The sequence below is a fragment of the Tenacibaculum finnmarkense genomovar ulcerans genome, assembly GCF_900239495.1.
GTDB classification, from domain to species: Bacteria; Bacteroidota; Bacteroidia; order Flavobacteriales; family Flavobacteriaceae; genus Polaribacter; species Polaribacter ulcerans.
In genome coordinates this window covers 180,729-196,404 of sequence record NZ_OENE01000007.1, presented here as the reverse complement: position 1 = coordinate 196,404, position 15,676 = coordinate 180,729, and the positions used below count along the sequence as shown (strand labels likewise).

General features: G+C 31.0%; 13 protein-coding genes. 4 read left to right on the top strand and 9 right to left on the bottom strand.

Annotated features, from left to right (window positions below):
* Positions 1–31 precede the first annotated feature (31 nt).
* A complete protein-coding gene (locus DPIF8902391_RS03310) occupies positions 32–1,321 on the bottom strand; it encodes a cytochrome c3 family protein (RefSeq protein ID WP_058886323.1) in 1,290 nt (429 codons plus the stop codon).
* A gap of 204 nt (positions 1,322–1,525) precedes the next feature.
* Between DPIF8902391_RS03310 and DPIF8902391_RS03305 the strand changes: the two genes are divergently transcribed.
* Positions 1,526–1,888, top strand: coding sequence for an SPOR domain-containing protein (locus DPIF8902391_RS03305; RefSeq protein ID WP_058886065.1), 363 nt, complete (start codon positions 1,526–1,528; stop codon positions 1,886–1,888).
* A gap of 106 nt (positions 1,889–1,994) precedes the next feature.
* Here DPIF8902391_RS03305 and DPIF8902391_RS03300 read toward each other — a convergent pair whose 3' ends face one another.
* From DPIF8902391_RS03300 to DPIF8902391_RS03280, 5 genes are all read right to left on the bottom strand, one after another.
* Positions 1,995–3,071 carry a CNNM domain-containing protein gene (locus tag DPIF8902391_RS03300; RefSeq protein ID WP_172505034.1) on the bottom strand — a complete coding sequence of 359 codons (1,077 nt, stop codon included), beginning with the start codon at positions 3,069–3,071 and terminating at the stop codon, positions 1,995–1,997.
* A gap of 95 nt (positions 3,072–3,166) precedes the next feature.
* Complete coding sequence (locus DPIF8902391_RS03295; RefSeq protein ID WP_058886067.1) at positions 3,167–4,081, bottom strand: DUF3078 domain-containing protein; 915 nt, start codon at positions 4,079–4,081, stop codon at positions 3,167–3,169.
* 84 nt (positions 4,082–4,165) lie between these two features.
* Entirely contained in the window at positions 4,166–4,672 is a 507-nt protein-coding gene (locus tag DPIF8902391_RS03290) for a DUF2480 family protein (RefSeq protein WP_172505033.1), read from the bottom strand.
* 2 nt (positions 4,673–4,674) lie between these two features.
* Positions 4,675–4,995 carry a DUF59 domain-containing protein gene (locus DPIF8902391_RS03285; protein ID WP_058886069.1) on the bottom strand — a complete coding sequence of 107 codons (321 nt, stop codon included), beginning with the start codon at positions 4,993–4,995 and terminating at the stop codon, positions 4,675–4,677.
* Between the two features lie 39 nt (positions 4,996–5,034).
* The gene (locus DPIF8902391_RS03280) at positions 5,035–5,460 is read right to left on the bottom strand and encodes a SufE family protein (RefSeq protein WP_058886070.1); all 426 of its coding nucleotides are present in this window, start codon (positions 5,458–5,460) and stop codon (positions 5,035–5,037) included.
* Positions 5,461–5,527: 67 nt separating this feature from the next.
* Between DPIF8902391_RS03280 and DPIF8902391_RS03275 the strand changes: the two genes are divergently transcribed.
* The 3 genes from DPIF8902391_RS03275 (at position 5,528) to DPIF8902391_RS12535 (ending at position 8,646) form a co-directional block, all read left to right on the top strand.
* Complete coding sequence (locus DPIF8902391_RS03275) at positions 5,528–6,454, top strand: PfkB family carbohydrate kinase (RefSeq protein WP_172505032.1); 927 nt, start codon at positions 5,528–5,530, stop codon at positions 6,452–6,454.
* A gap of 104 nt (positions 6,455–6,558) precedes the next feature.
* On the top strand, positions 6,559–8,457 hold the full coding sequence (locus DPIF8902391_RS03270) for an amidophosphoribosyltransferase (RefSeq protein WP_058886072.1): 1,899 nt from the start codon (positions 6,559–6,561) through the stop codon (positions 8,455–8,457).
* A gap of 57 nt (positions 8,458–8,514) precedes the next feature.
* Positions 8,515–8,646 carry a hypothetical protein gene (locus DPIF8902391_RS12535; RefSeq protein WP_256444643.1) on the top strand — a complete coding sequence of 44 codons (132 nt, stop codon included), beginning with the start codon at positions 8,515–8,517 and terminating at the stop codon, positions 8,644–8,646.
* 44 nt (positions 8,647–8,690) lie between these two features.
* Here DPIF8902391_RS12535 and DPIF8902391_RS03265 read toward each other — a convergent pair whose 3' ends face one another.
* The 3 genes from DPIF8902391_RS03265 to DPIF8902391_RS03255 form a co-directional block, all read right to left on the bottom strand.
* On the bottom strand, positions 8,691–11,561 hold the full coding sequence (locus tag DPIF8902391_RS03265) for a TonB-dependent receptor plug domain-containing protein (RefSeq protein WP_172505031.1): 2,871 nt from the start codon (positions 11,559–11,561) through the stop codon (positions 8,691–8,693).
* A gap of 32 nt (positions 11,562–11,593) precedes the next feature.
* Entirely contained in the window at positions 11,594–12,328 is a 735-nt protein-coding gene (locus DPIF8902391_RS03260) for an energy transducer TonB (protein ID WP_172505030.1), read from the bottom strand.
* A 395-nt stretch (positions 12,329–12,723) separates the two neighbouring features.
* Positions 12,724–15,675 carry a TonB-dependent receptor plug domain-containing protein gene (locus DPIF8902391_RS03255; RefSeq protein ID WP_058886075.1) on the bottom strand — a complete coding sequence of 984 codons (2,952 nt, stop codon included), beginning with the start codon at positions 15,673–15,675 and terminating at the stop codon, positions 12,724–12,726.
* Position 15,676: the final 1 nt, after the last annotated feature.

The following is a 15,676-nucleotide window of genomic DNA, read 5'->3' as shown; positions in this document are numbered from 1 at the left end:
TTATATATGTGTTTTTCTACTTTCTAATTGATTAATAGTGGCACTTACCACACTCTTTTCCACCTAACTGAGCAATTGACACTTGGTCAACCCCATACTTTGCTGCTAATTGCTTATGAATTTTAGCATAGTATTCATTGCCTTTTAAGTCAACCTTGGTTGCTTTATGACAGTCAATACACCAACCCATTGTTAATGGAGAATATTGATATACCTCTTCCATTTCTTCAACAGGACCATGACATTTTTGACATTTTAATCCAGCAACAGTAACGTGTTGTGAGTGATTGTAATATGCAAAATCTGGTAAATTATGAACTCTAACCCATTTTACAGGTTTAGTAACTCCAGTGTATTCTAAATTTTCAGCATCCCATCCGGCAGCTTCGTATATTTTAGCAATTTCTTTGTCTAAGTCAGATTTCACCAACGTATGACCTTCCATTACAACTTTCGTATCATCTGCTACTTCAGATATGTTTTTATGACAATTCATACAAACACTTACAGAAGGAATCCCTGATGTTTTACTATGTTTTGCTGAAGAGTGACAATATTGGCAGTCAATTTTGTTATCACCAGCGTGAATTTTATGTGAAAAAGCAATTGGCTGAATTGGCTGATATCCTTCGTCAACACCTATTTGAAATAAGGTTCCGAAGAAAAAATAAGCACCCATTAAAGCACAGAATATAACGATTAACACTTGTAAAAAGGTGTTTTTCTTTAACCCTTCCCATAAATCAGCAGTTTGTCCTACGACACCTGGTGTTTTAGGAGCTCCTTTTAATTCACTAATTGTTTTTAATAAACTAGCAATAATTAAAAAAGCTACAATAATAGCAGCAGCTAAAAGATACAACAACCATCCAGGAGCTTCTCCTTTTTCAGTTGCTCCAACAGTAACAGCAGCTTCACCTGCTTTTTTAAGTTTCCCTACAGTGGTGTAATAAAGAATATCATCGATATTTTTATCAGTTAACTGAGGAAAAGCCGTCATGCTAGATTGCTTGTACTCTTCAAAAACTTCAATTGCATCTTTATCGCCAGAAGCTCTAAACGCGGCATTGTCTCTAATCCAAGACTTTAACCAATCGTTTTCTCTTCTACTTTCAATGTCTCCTAATTTAGGACCTACAAGTTTTTTGTCTAACTTGTGACATGATGCACATAAAGATTTAAATAATTTTTTCCCTTCTTTTTGACGAGCTTCATCAACATCTTGTGAAAATGCCGAAAAACTCACTAATAAAACTAAAAAGAAAGCTAAACTCTTTACGAGTGTCTGGGTTAATCTGTTGTGATGTTTCACACTTTTCATACTGTTAAATATAAGTTTTAATACATTTTTATCTACAAGGCTATTAGTAAAATAGCGCATAGAAGGTTACGCAAAAGTACTACTTCTATATAAATTGTGAAAAGTTAAGAGAATCCTAATTTATAATTTATATTTGTTCTAAATAACTCAAGTAAACAATCTATTAAATTACAAGTCATTACTTTTGTATAAAGTTTTAATTAAATGGAAAAAAGAGGTCTTATACTAATTTTAGCGCTATCACTTTCAATAGGTGTTTTGAGTGCAAAAGCACAGCAAAATCAAAAGGACAACAAAGATATTGCTTCGCTGATTGCAAAAAAAAGAACATATAATAAAAACAACGGTACTGGCTATAGAATCCAATTATATAACGGATTAGAAACCAAAGCGAAAAGTTTACGAAATAGATTTCGCCTTGAATATCCAGGTGTTTTTACTAAAATTACCTACGATCAGCCTGATTGGAAGGCGCAGGTTGGCGATTATAGAACAAAATTACAGGCAGATAGAGCTTTGAATAAAATAAGAGAAAAATTTAACGGATCGATTGTTATTCCACTATAATTTTATTAAAAATAAACACTTAAAAAATCAAAAAACTCAGCACTAAATTTAGCGCTGAGTTTTTTTGCATTTATTTTATAAGTACTTTATTGACTACTTAAAAGAATTATGACTCATCAGAATGATCAATAATATCAATATTTTTTGAACGTTTTTCCCAGTTTGTTCTGGCTAAATTTTGTAAATCGGCAACATGATCGCTTTCATCCATTATTTCAAAACCTAAAAGGGTTTCAATAACATCTTCTTGAGTAACCAAACCGCTTACTGATCCATATTCATCAATAACTAACGCTAAATGCTCGCGTTCTTTTACTAATGTAGTAAACAAATCAGGAACTGATAATTCTCTTTTTGCCACTAAAATATCTCTTTTAATTGAACTCAAAGGCTGGCTTCCTTTTTTATCAATTAAAGCTAATAAAAGCTGATCTTTTAAAATATAACCTGTTATGTTGTCTGAGTTTTTAGAAAAAACAGGAATTCTTGAAAAGTTTAACTGCTTGTTTTTATCAAAAAAAGATTGAATTGTTTGGTTTTCATCTGCTGACACTACCACAGTTCGAGGTGTCATAATATCTTTTGCTTGAACGTCTTTAAAGTTTAGCATGTTTCTAATAACATTGCTTTCATCTTCATGAAAAACCCCTTCTTGCTGGGCAATATCTGTCATTACTGAAAAATCTTCTCTACTTAAAACGCTTTCTCCATGTGCCGATTTTCCACCAATTAATTTCGTTGCTAATTGTAAAACCCATAGAACTCCTGTCCATTTTAATGGAAAAATCATCATTTTTAAAGCTGTTGTAGTAAAGCCCGCTAAGTGTTTCCAATAAGTTGCTCCAATGGTTTTTGGAATAATTTCTGAGGCTACTAAAATTAAAATAGTCATCACTGCCGAAACAATAAAAACACCATAACCGTCATCATTAAAAATTTTCTTAGCCTCTGTTCCTACTAAAATTGCTCCTACTGTATGCGCTAGAGTATTTAAAGTTAAAATAGCAATCAAAGGCTTATCAACATCTTTTTTTAAGGCTTCTAAATCGGTTGCAAAAGCCTCGCTCTCCTTCTTTTTAACATTGATAAAAGTAGCGGTTACACTTAATAAAACAGCCTCTAGAATAGAACATATAAAAGAGAAGAAAATAGAAACTGTAGCGTATATGATTAATAGTGTCATTTAATTGAATTTTATTTTTAGCTAAAATACATAAAAAAAACCTCAAACATTACTGCTTGAGGTTTCTTATAATTATATAATAATACTCTTTTTATTTAGAAACCGTAGCTTAAACCTGCTAACCAGTAAGATTGTATTTTTCCTGGTGTTGCTTCTAAAGAAGGGTAATTTGTTAATTCTGAATTAAATGCCTCTTGTTTATTAGCTCTTAAACCAGATTCAATTCCTACTCCAATACCTTTCCAAATATTAAATCCGATAGAGTTTATCCAAGTAGCGTTTGATAAATCTGCTGATTTATAGCTTTGGAAAGTTGATAAGTTAGATCTGAACTTAAAGTTACCAATTTTCTTGTTGTATTCTGCTACTATTTTAGCTCCTAATGATGAATCAAAGTTTGATCCTGATTTGCTAAATACATAGTTGTAGTTTAATGGATGTGCAACTACTACTAATTCTGGCATAGGAATCCAGGTAAGCCCTAGTCCAAAATCTAAATATCCTGGATCGTTAAAGTTTTTAATTAAAGATGTTCTGTATTCAACTAATGTTGATGCTGCTAGTGTTTTCGTTAATTTATAACCAAATAAAGATGTTAGCGTAAATACATCAGTAGTTCCTTGAAAATCAGTATCGTCAGTAGCATTATCTTTATCATCTAACTTAACCCACCCTAAATTGATATTTCCTGAATTTCTCCAGAAATATTTTTCTCTATCTAAATTAGCAAAACCATTTGCTGTAATACCTACATTTCCTGCAGATGAATTAGGAACTGCGTTAGAATACCATTTATCGAAACCTGAAAAATTTGCTCCAATAGTACCAAATGCACCAAATTTCCATCCTGGAAACGCATCAATTTTAGATTGTAAAGCACTTGCTTCACCTTGTAATTTACTTATTTCACCTTTTTTATCTGTAAGGTCTTTTTTTAATTCTTCAACTGTTTGTGCTTTTAAAGAAGCAATAGCGCATACAAATGCGAATGTTAAAACAATTTTTTTCATACTGTTAATTTTATAATTTTTAAGAGCGTAAAACTACGCTTTTTATTAGACAATATTATTTTATAAAAGTCACTCTTTATGCACTTATTTTTTTTTAAATAAAGGCACCGTTGAACAGGCTTCCCCAAACATAATACTTTTACAAATTGGCTGAATTTTGCTTACCAGCAGTGTATAAGCACTTTGTGGTATTGGTTTATTAGAACAGCCTTTTATTATTAATCTTTTATCTTGATATTCTGTGATATTTAAATTAGTAATAATATCATTAAAAAGTACGGTTTCTAGTAATTCTAAATTTCCTACTACTACTTTTTTAGCAAATTCGGTTAACTTTGTTGTTAATAAAAGATATGCCCAAGAAGGAATAATAGCCTCGACCGAACAACTTAAAGCAATATAATCACCTTGGTATTGCGACCAATTATGATTTTTAACTTGTTCTCGGAAGTCTTTTTCACGAAGAATTAATTCTTCATATAACCAATCTTTAATATCAAAAACAATACGATTTCCCTTTGGATAAAAATCTTCAAGATCAATAGTTATTAATTGACTATTGGCTACTTTATTTATAATTTGTGCCGCCATTTTTATAGCATTCCAAGTTCTAACTTCGCTTCTTCACTCATCATTTCATTTGTCCAAGTAGGATCAAAAGTTATTTCAACCTCGCAGTTGTTAATTTCTTCTAATGATTTTACTTTATTTTCAATATCAACAGGTAAACTTTCTGCTACCGGGCAATTTGGCGAAGTTAAGGTCATTAAAATTTTAGCATCGTTTTCTTCCGATACGAATACATCATAAATTAAACCTAACTCATATATATCTACTGGAATTTCAGGATCGTAAATTGTTTTTAAAACACCTACTATTTTATCTCCTAATTCGTCTAGTTGTTTATCTGTCATCTTTCCTACTTCTTTTCGTTGTTAATTTTGACTATTAATTTAGGTTGTCAATTTTGATTGTTGCGCTATTGCATACATTTTTATCTGCTTAATCATAGAAACTAAACCATTTGCACGAGTTGGGCTTAAATGTTCTTTTAAACCAATTTCATCGATAAAATCAGTTTTTGCAGCTAAAATTGCTTGTGGTGTTTGATTAGAATAAACTCTTAATAATAACGCTACAATTCCTTTGGTTAAAATAGCATCGCTATCGGCAGTAAACAGAATACTGTCGCCAGATAACTCTGAATATAACCAAACTTTTGACTGACATCCTTTAATTAAATTTTCATCTAACTTAAAAGAGTCCTTTATTATAGGTAATGATTTTCCTAAGTCAATGATATATTCGTAACGCTCCATCCAGTCATCAAACATAGAGAACTCGTCAATAATTTCTTCTTGTATTTCTTTGATAGTCATTTTTTAAAACTATTTTTGCACTGTGACACTTTGTTAAAAGTGCAAAATTACAGTAAAAAAACAAGAAATGAGCAAATTATTAGCAGTTGGTACCGTAGCATTTGACGCTATTGAAACACCTTTTGGTAAAACAGATAAAATATTAGGAGGTTCAGGAACTTACGTAGGTTTGGCAGCTTCTAATTTTGGAGTTAAAACCGGAGTTGTTTCTGTTGTTGGAGGAGATTTCCCTCAATCATATTTAGATATGATGAACAGTAAAGAAATTAATACCGATGGTATTGAGGTTGTAAAAGAAGGTAAAACTTTTTTTTGGAGCGGTAAATATCATAACGATATGAATTCACGCGATACCCTAATTACAGAATTAAATGTATTAGAACATTTTACCCCTGTAGTTCCTGAAGCATTTAAAGATGCAGGTATTGTGATGTTAGGAAACTTACACCCCTTAACACAAGCGTCTGTTTTAGATCAGATGACTGAAAAACCAAAATTAGTAGTATTAGATACGATGAACTTTTGGATGGACATCGCTTTAGATGATTTACACACCGTTTTAAAACGTGTAGATGTTGTTACTATTAATGACGAAGAGGCGCGTCAATTAAGTGGAGAATATTCGTTAGTAAATGCTGCGAAGAAAATTCATGAAATGGGTCCTAAATATGTAATCATTAAAAAAGGAGAACACGGTGCTTTATTATTTAGTGAAGGAAAAATGTTCTTTGCCCCAGCATTACCGCTAGCCGAAGTATTTGATCCAACAGGAGCAGGTGATACTTTTGCAGGAGGTTTTTGTGGATATTTAGCAAAAACTGAAGACATTTCGTTTGACAACATGAAAAACGGAATTATCTACGGTTCTAATTTAGCATCCTTTTGTGTTGAAAAATTTGGAACACAACGAATGGAAAATCTTACAAAAGAAGAAGTGCTAACACGCTTACAAGCTTTTAAAGAATTAACACAATTTGATATAAAACTATCATAACTTAAAAATCCGCGCTTTTTGCTGCGGATTTTTTTATAGCATAAAACATACAACAACAAGAATAACAAGAACAACAACAACACACTATTAAATATTTTTTCAAAATGAGTGACGCTATTAAACATGAGTGCGGTATTGCAATGGTTCGATTATTAAAACCATTACAATATTATAAAGATAAGTACGGAACCGCTTTATACGGGGTAAATAAAATGTATTTATTAATGGAAAAACAGCACAATCGTGGGCAAGACGGTGCGGGTTTTGCTAGTATTAAATTTGATGTAGCACCAGGAACCAGATATATTAGCAGAATTCGTTCTAATCAACCGCAACCAATTAAAGATATTTTCGGAAAAATAAACAACCGTATTAACGGCGTTTTTGAAGAAAATATTGAAGAAGCAGCCGATACCCAATGGCAACAAAATAATGTTCCTTACTTAGGTAACTTGTTTTTAGGACATCTTCGTTACGGTACTTTTGGAGGAAATTCTATCGAAAATGTACATCCTTTTTTACGTCAACGTAATTGGAGACACCAAAGTTTACTTGTTGCAGGTAACTTTAACATGACCAATTCGAAGCAACTTTTAAATGATTTAATTGATTTAGGACAGCACCCTAAAGAAGCTACCGATACCGTTACAGTAATGGAAAAAATAGGTCATTTCTTAGAGGATGAAGTTTCTGATTTATATGTAAAAGCAAAAGAAGCAGGATTTAGTAAAAAAGATGCATCTCCTTTTATTGAAGAGCATTTAGATATCCAACGAATTTTACAGCGTTCAGCAAAAAACTGGGATGGTGGTTACGCTATGGCTGGTTTATTAGGACACGGTGATGCTTTTGTTTTAAGAGATCCTTCGGCGATTCGTCCTGCATTTTATTATCAAGATGATGAAGTTGTGGTGGTAGCCTCAGAGCGTCCTGCAATTCAAACGGTATTTAATGTTGATATTAACGAAATCAAAGAAATTGATAGAGGTCATGCACTAATCATTAAAAAAAGTGGTGAAACTTCTATGGCGCCTGTTTTAGAACAGCGTGTTAAAAAAGCCTGTTCTTTTGAGCGTATTTATTTTTCAAGAGGAAGCGATGCCGATATTTACACCGAACGTAAAAACTTAGGAAAATATGTATTTCCTGAGGTTTTAAAATCGATTGATAACGATATTGAAAATGCTGTTTTCTCATACATTCCTAACACCGCAGAAACTTCATTTTTTGGAATGATGGAAGCTGCCGAAGATGTGTTAAATCAGCAAAAAACAGCAGCTATTTTAGCAGGTGGCGGAAAATTATCGAAAGAAAAAGTAACCGACATTCTTTCTAAAAGACCTCGTTTTGAAAAAATAGCTATTAAAGATGCAAAATTAAGAACTTTTATTACTGATGATAGCAGTAGAGATGACTTAGTAGCCCATGTTTACGATGTTACTTATGGTGTTGTAAAACCAACCGATAACTTGGTAATTATTGACGATAGTATTGTTCGTGGTACGACTTTAAAGAAAAGTATCATTAAAATATTAGATAGATTAAACCCAAAGAAAATTGTAGTAGTTTCTTCGGCTCCTCAAATTCGTTACCCTGATTGTTATGGTATTGATATGGCAAAAATTAATGATTTTATCGCCTTTAAAGCGGCATTAGAATTGTTAAAAGAAACCGATCAGTATGGTATTATTGATAGCGTATATGCCAAATGTAAAAAGCAACAGGTTAGCCAAGATAAAGATGTTGTAAATTATGTAAAAGAAGTATATGCTCCTTTTACCGATAAACAAATTTCGGCTAAAATTGCTCAGATGTTAAAAACTGCGGATATTTCTTCGAATATTGAAGTAATTTTCCAAAACGTTGAAAGCTTACATAAAGCCTGCCCTGATAATTTAGGTGATTGGTATTTTACAGGTGATTATCCTACCGATGGTGGAAACAGAGTGGTAAACCAAGCGTTTATTAACTTCTATGAAGGAAATGACGAAAGAGCTTATTAAGTAATAAAAATAACCTATTTATAAAAATGAGCTCGATATCTAATCGGGCTCATTTTTTTGTTTAACGATTCAGCATCATTTCCCAGAGCAGAACATCCTAGAGACGCAATGCATTGCGTCTCTACCAACAACAAAACACCAACAACAAAATCGGTACAAGATATTAATAACCACAAAAAACCTGAATAAAATATTATTCAGGTTTTTTGTGTGTTTAAAATATATAAAATAACTTAGTTATTAATGCTCCAAGATATATAATATAATTGACCTATTTGACCAGAACCTGGTGCTACAAAATATTCTTTACCGAATAAATTTGTTCCTCCAATTTTAATTCTCGATTTCATAGAGGGAATACGGTAGTTTAATTGTGCATCGAGCACAGTTCTTGCAGCAACATTACCTTTTACGAAGGTAGAAACCCATTTATATTCATCTTGCCATCTTGCGTTTATATTAAAGCCAAAATTATTGAATACATTGTTATTTCCTAACTGAACCTTTACGCTGTGTTTTGGAGTATTAAAGTTTGGTTCAAACTGCCCATGGTCTTTATCTTCAAATTGATAATCATTAAAGCTATAATTTGCCCCAAAATCAAAATTTCTAAATAACTTGGTATGCATTCCAAAAGCGAAACCATACGATTCAACCTGAGATTTACTATTGGTTATAATATTAAATTCTTTTACATCTCCGTATAAAAAAGCCCTATTAGCAACTTCATCAAAAACTAAAACACCTTGCTCATTAGTATATCCATACTTATTTTTAGGTTCTTGTGATTCTGCCTGAGTTAATTTTCTGTTTCCATAAGGATACACCTCCCCTGCATGCACAACTAGAACATCTTGTGTAAAAATAAAATGATCATACTTACTGTAATATCCGTTAATATCTAAATCAATATTTATCTGTTTATTTAAAAGAAACATACTTCTATAACCTAATTCAATTGTTTTAACAAGCTCAGGAACAACCTCTTTATAATCTGACTTTTCGTAGGTTTTATTATCGCCGTAAACTGTTTTAGTTAATAAAGAATTATTAATAATTTCATCTCCTAAAATTGGTCTATATTTTCCAATATAAGAGTTTGAAGCATCATCCCAAGCTTCATAATAATTATTACCATGCGCAATCCTATTTAAATTATCGCTTACTGTTCCAATATTTGTTTTAAATGCTGATGCTAATAATTGATACTGCTCTTGAACTGTTGGATTTCTAAACCCTGTTTGAAATGAAGTTCTAAATACATGATTTTTATCTTTTCCTAAAGCATAATTTAAGGCTATTTTAGGTGAATAATTCCCATCAAAATTAGTTGCTTTATCATAACGAAGCGAAGCAGTTAATTTTAATTTATCTTCTAATAGTTTTTTCTGAATTTGAGAATAAAAACCATATTCTTTAATACGTATGTTATTCGAGTAATCATTAAAAAGTGTTCCTTTAGAGTTTGGGTTATACCATCTGTATGAACCTCCTATTTGTAGGTCTGCCCAATTATTTAAAAGTTCTTTAAAATTATAATTACCATCTAAATGTTTGTAATTACTTTTTTCATAGATAGCCCCTCCTCCTTCAGAAATTAATGTTGATGTAACTTTATTAAGTTCTTTATTAAAAGCACTTGTATTTGGATTTACTCTATTTATATCTGCTAATTTTCTTGATTCAGTTATTGATTTATTATTAAGATATTTTTGATCAACATATTGTTTTGACCAATCAATAATATTTAATGAATTATCTTCAAGTGCAATTGCTGTTTTTGTAAAATCGTATGAATTACCTGAATCATTTCCTGTATAATATCCTCTAAGATAAAAATTATGTCCTTTTAGTTCTAATTTATGCTGTTCTGTGTAATAGTTACGTTGTACAAACCTGCTTGCCCCTTGAAAAAGGTTATTTCTAAATGATAATCTAGAAGCTAGTTTAATTTCTAAACGCTCATCTTTAAAAGGTCGAAAATATAATGAGGTAGAAAACCGAGTGTTATTTGTTTCAAAATTATTTTTCAACAATTCAGCTTCAGTATATCCCGTTCTACTTAAATGAGTTCCAAATGGAATTTTTTCAATTCCTGGTTTTTTTTGAGCTAAATATCTATTGTATCCTGATAAGTCAGTAAACATTTCATCTCCATAGATATTTACACCATTATAATTTAAGTTTTTTTCACGGCTCCCTTCTATTAATTGATGTGTATCAATTTGTTTATTTCTTAAATCATTGGCGTGCCACTCTTCAGCTTGGTAATAAGAAAAATTTACTTTCGCAGCAAAATAGTCATTAAATTTATACGCCATTCGTATAGAGGCGTCATAAAAAGGATTATTTCCACCTTCTTTTTGGCTGGTATATCCTGTTTTAAATAAGCTACTAATTCCTGTATAATCAAATGGATTCTTGGTGTTCATTAACATCAAACCGTTATAAGCATTGGCTCCATATAATGCTGAAGATGCTCCGTGTAAAATTTCAACGCTATGAATATCTAATTCTGAAACCCCTGAAAAATTCCCTGTACTAAAACTTAACGCCTGTGCTGCGGTATCCATACCGTCAATCATTTGGACGAATCGAGAGTTGCTAAAATCCGAAAAACCTCTTGTATTTATAGATTGAAACCCATAACCTCCTTCTCTAGATTCTACTCCTTTTAAATTTGCTAAGCCACTATAAAAAGAATTAGCGGACGTATTTTTAACCTCTGTTAAACCAAATCTTTCAATTGTTACTGGTGATTCAATAATTTTTTCAGAAACCCTAGATGCTGAAATAACAATTTGATCTAGTAATAAACTTTCTTTTAATATGATATTTATTGGCGTATCTAAACTTCTAATAATCCGTTTTTCGGTTTGATAACCAAAAGCAGAAATTATTAGCGTTACCGGTAATTTTCGCAAGGTTTTCAAGGCAAACTTACCATCTGTAAAAGTAGTAGTACTTTCTGTTTTTATAGTGATTTTAGCATTATAAAAAGGCTCTAGATACTCATCGTAAACCTCTCCTTTTATTTCTATTTGTGCGTATGTAATTACGCTACAAAAAATAAAAAACATCCCTATTAATTGTTTTTTTAACATCGTAAAATTTCTTTTAAATATTTTTTTTACTTCTACTCTTCTAGTGAAAAATTAATTGGAAAACCATACTTTACAGTCGTATAATTTCCATCTTTTTTAGCTGGTTTAAATTTAGGTAGCATAGCAACTACACGAACCGCTTCTTTATCTAATATTGTAGCACCGTCAGGGCCTAGTGTTTTAATATTTTTAACATAACCTGTTTTATCAATAATAAACCGAACCCAAACTTCACCTTTAACGCCATGTTTAATCGCTTCTAGTGGATAGCTAAAATGTTTAGAAATATGACGCATCATTTCGGTATTAAAACAATCTGAAGTTTCTGATTTCTTTGCTTTTTCACAAGCTTTGAAAACGGGTATTTTATCTACAGCTGTAAATTTTAAAGCCTTTCGAACTTCTTCTTTTGATAATTTATTTTTAAGATTTTCAATATTGTTTTTTAGTACGACTACACCTGTAATTTCAGAGTTCTTAACTATTTCGCCAACTTCAACAGTATTTATACCTCCAAGACTTGCGACCTCTTGTTTCTTTAAAGTTTTTCGTTTTTTTAAATGCCTTTTATTTGCAGATATTGTTACAGAAATAAGCCTAGATTTCTTACTACTCTTATTTTTAGGCTCTTTAATAGTACATTTTGTAACACTAATACTATTTAAATCAATCTCAGCAGTTTTATCTGCAGATTCACAAACTTTTTGGGCAATTGCTACTGAGTTTAACAGAAGCAACAGTGCTAGGAACACTATTCTTTTCATCATATCAAAAAAATTATATTAATTAAATAATTTTTCCTGAGGGGAAGGAAAATAAATGTGTGAAGGGAAGGTTAGACAAATATAAGTTAATCAGTCAAATAGAGTAACAAAAATACTTAAAAAATACTTTTATAAAGGTAAAATAGACTCTTTTTAAATAAACAATTAATTGTCTAAAACCTACAAATTTATTCTTGAACTGGCTACACAGCTAAGCACTGTGGGAAATTAGAATGAAAAACTGAAATAAATTTAGTTTAATAAGTTCGATTTCTTATTTTTCTGTGATATTTTTTTAGATAAAATTTTAACAAGTACTGAAAAATTAAATGTTTTTTTTAAAAAAACAAAAAAACTCGAGCAATGCTCGAGTTTTTGTAAAATATATGCTAAAGTTCTTAGTTATTTATTGTCCAAGAAACATAATATAATTGTCCTATTTGACCAGATCCTGGTGCTACAATATATTCTTTACCGAATAAGTTTGTTCCTCCAATTTTTATTTTAGATTTCATAGAAGGAATACGGTAGTTTAACTGTGCATCAAGTACAGTTCTTTCTGATACATCTCCTTTTACAAAGGTAGAAACCCATCTGTATTCATCTTGCCATCTTGCGTTTATATTAAACCCAAAATTATTAAATAGATTGTTGTTTCCTAACTGAACTTTTACCGTATGTTTTGGTGTGTTAAAGTTTGGCTCGAAAAAACCTAAATCTTTATCAATAATTTCATAATTTATGAAATTATAATTTACCCCAAAATTAAATGTTTTTAATAATTTAGTATTTAAACCAATTCCAAAACCATAAGATGTTACTTTTGATTTACTATTAGTAACTAAATTAAATTCTTGCGCTAATAACTCACCATCATCATCTAGATCATAAAGTGCATTATAAGCCAATTCATCAGCAACTAAAACTCCATCTACAATTTTACCTTTATTTATAATTGGGTCAGCTAACTCTTGAGTTGTTAATTTTCTATTTCCAAAAGGATAAACCAATCCTACTTTAGGTGTTACTATATCTTGTCTAAATACAAAATCTTTATGTTTACTATAAAAAGCGTTAACATCTATATTAATGTTATTTGTTTCTGTAATACCAAACATACTTCTATACCCTAATTCAATTGTTTGAACTTCTTCTGGTTTTACTTCGTTATATGCTGATTTCACAAATTCTTTTCCTTTATAATCAGCTGATGGATATACTGATGAAGTCAATAATGAATTAGTCATAATATCATTCCCTGAAATAATACCATCTAAAGGAGCTTGAGTATAGCTAATATTATTTAATTCATCATACTTTCTACCGATAGAAATTCTATCTAGGTTATCTTTTGATGTTCCTAGATTAACTTTTCTACCTGGTTGATTCATTAAATACTGTTCCTGTATTGTTGGGTTTCTAAAACCTGTTTGATAAGATGCTCTTATAAAATGATTTTTATCTTCTCCTAAAGCATAATTTACCGCTAAACGAGGCGAGTAGTTACCATCAAAATTTTGAGATTTATCATAACGTAAAGACCCTGTTAATCCTAATCTTTTTTCTAAAAACTTTTTCTGAACTTGACTATAAATACCGTATTCATTTACCTGAATAGCCTCTTTAGCATCATTAAAAATTGTACCTCTAGAATTTGGATTGTATTGTCTGAAAGACCCTCCTACTTGAACATCTCCCCAGTTATTTAATAAATGACTAAAGTTATAATTACCCTCTGCATGTGAGTACGCACTTTTGTCGTATATCTTACTACCTCCTTTGGTAATTAATGTTGATTTAATTCTTTTTAACTCTTTATTAAACTCTGGTGTACCAGGTTGAAATCTATCTGAATCAGCTAATAATCTTGCTTGCTTTGATAATTCTGGATACGCTTGAAAATCTTCAAACCCCAATCCTCTATCATTAAGAGCATTATTCAAACTAAGAAAATAATTATCTCCCCAACCTATACTCGATAATGCCGATGTCATTACACTACCCGTTCTATTTAAATCAAAAGAATCTCCAGCATCATTTAACGAGTAATAAGCTCTTACGTAAAAATTACTTCCTTTTACTTCAAATTTAGATTGATTAACATAAGACTCTCTTTGCGCATATCTTGACATCCCTTGAAAAAGACTATTACCCGTTGAAATTTTTGTCGCAACAATTAACTCTAATGATTCATCTTTAAAAGGTCTATAATGTATAGAAGCATCAAATTTTAAGTTTTTTATTTTTTGATCTTTATCTAATAATTCTCGCTCTGAATATCCTGTTCTACTAAGGCGTAAGTCTTGAGAAAAATCAAAATCATCATATCTAGGATCACTAAAATCTTCACCAAAATACTCTGCTGAATCTAATAAATCAGCACTATAATCAAACTCATCTCCATAAATATTAATACCATCAAAATTTAAAGTATTATCTCTAGTACCTTCTATTATTTTATTAGTATCAATTTGTTTATTTCTTGTATCATTAGCATGCCATTCTTCAGCAGTAAGATAATTGAAGTTTACTTTAGCAGCTAAAGACTCACTAAATTTATAAGCCATACGAACAGATGCGTCATAAAAAGTATTATTTCCCGCTGTTTTTTGGGAAGTATTACCACTTTTAAGTAAAACACTAATACCTGTATGTTCAAAAGGATTTTTAGTTGTTAATAACATAAGCCCATTATAAGCATTAGCTCCATATAATGCAGAAGATGCTCCTGGTAAAATCTCTACATTATTAATGTCTAAATCAGAAACCCCCGATAAATTACCTGGGCTAAAATTTAAGGCTGGCGCTGCAGTATCCATACCATCTATCATTTGGATAAACCTAGAATTACTGAAATCAGAAAAACCCCTAGTATTAACTGATTTAAAACCATAGCCTGCCTCTCGTGACTGCACTCCTTTTATGTTAGCTAAACCGTCATAAAAAGAATTTGAAGTGGTGTTTTTAATATCGTTTAAACCAAAACGCTCAATAGTTACAGGTGATTCAATAATTCGTTCCGGAACTCTAGAGGCTGATATAACTACTTGATCTAAAAGATATGCTTCTTTTAAAATGATATTAATTGACTTATCTAAACCTTCAACTACCAATTCTTCTGTTTGATAACCAAAAGCAGAAACTCTTAAAGTTATTGGAAAACTCTTAAATACTTTTAAGGCAAAATTACCGTCTTGATCAGATAGCGTGCTTTCGCCTAAAACAGTAATTTTAGCATTGTAAAAAGGCTCTAGATATTCATCATAAACCAACCCTTTTACTTCTACCTGTGCGTATGACACCATACTAAACAAGGCAAAAACAATAATTATTGAATATTTTTTAAACATT

Bases quoted from the DNA above. Each gene is read 5' to 3' on its own strand.
- DPIF8902391_RS03285 (WP_058886069.1), bottom strand. From the start codon at position 4,995: ATGACAGATAAACAACTAGACGAATTAGGAGATAAAATAGTAGGTGTT.
- DPIF8902391_RS03260 (WP_172505030.1), bottom strand. From the start codon at position 12,328: ATGATGAAAAGAATAGTGTTCCTAGCACTGTTGCTTCTGTTAAACTCA.
- DPIF8902391_RS03310 (WP_058886323.1), bottom strand. From the start codon at position 1,321: ATGAAAAGTGTGAAACATCACAACAGATTAACCCAGACACTCGTAAAG.
- DPIF8902391_RS03265 (WP_172505031.1), bottom strand. From the start codon at position 11,561: ATGTTAAAAAAACAATTAATAGGGATGTTTTTTATTTTTTGTAGCGTA.
- DPIF8902391_RS03255 (WP_058886075.1), bottom strand. From the start codon at position 15,675: ATGTTTAAAAAATATTCAATAATTATTGTTTTTGCCTTGTTTAGTATG.
- DPIF8902391_RS03280 (WP_058886070.1), bottom strand. From the start codon at position 5,460: ATGACTATCAAAGAAATACAAGAAGAAATTATTGACGAGTTCTCTATG.
- DPIF8902391_RS03295 (WP_058886067.1), bottom strand. From the start codon at position 4,081: ATGAAAAAAATTGTTTTAACATTCGCATTTGTATGCGCTATTGCTTCT.
- DPIF8902391_RS03270 (WP_058886072.1), top strand. From the start codon at position 6,559: ATGAGTGACGCTATTAAACATGAGTGCGGTATTGCAATGGTTCGATTA.
- DPIF8902391_RS03275 (WP_172505032.1), top strand. From the start codon at position 5,528: ATGAGCAAATTATTAGCAGTTGGTACCGTAGCATTTGACGCTATTGAA.
- DPIF8902391_RS03290 (WP_172505033.1), bottom strand. From the start codon at position 4,672: ATGGCGGCACAAATTATAAATAAAGTAGCCAATAGTCAATTAATAACT.
- DPIF8902391_RS03305 (WP_058886065.1), top strand. From the start codon at position 1,526: ATGGAAAAAAGAGGTCTTATACTAATTTTAGCGCTATCACTTTCAATA.
- DPIF8902391_RS03300 (WP_172505034.1), bottom strand. From the start codon at position 3,071: ATGACACTATTAATCATATACGCTACAGTTTCTATTTTCTTCTCTTTT.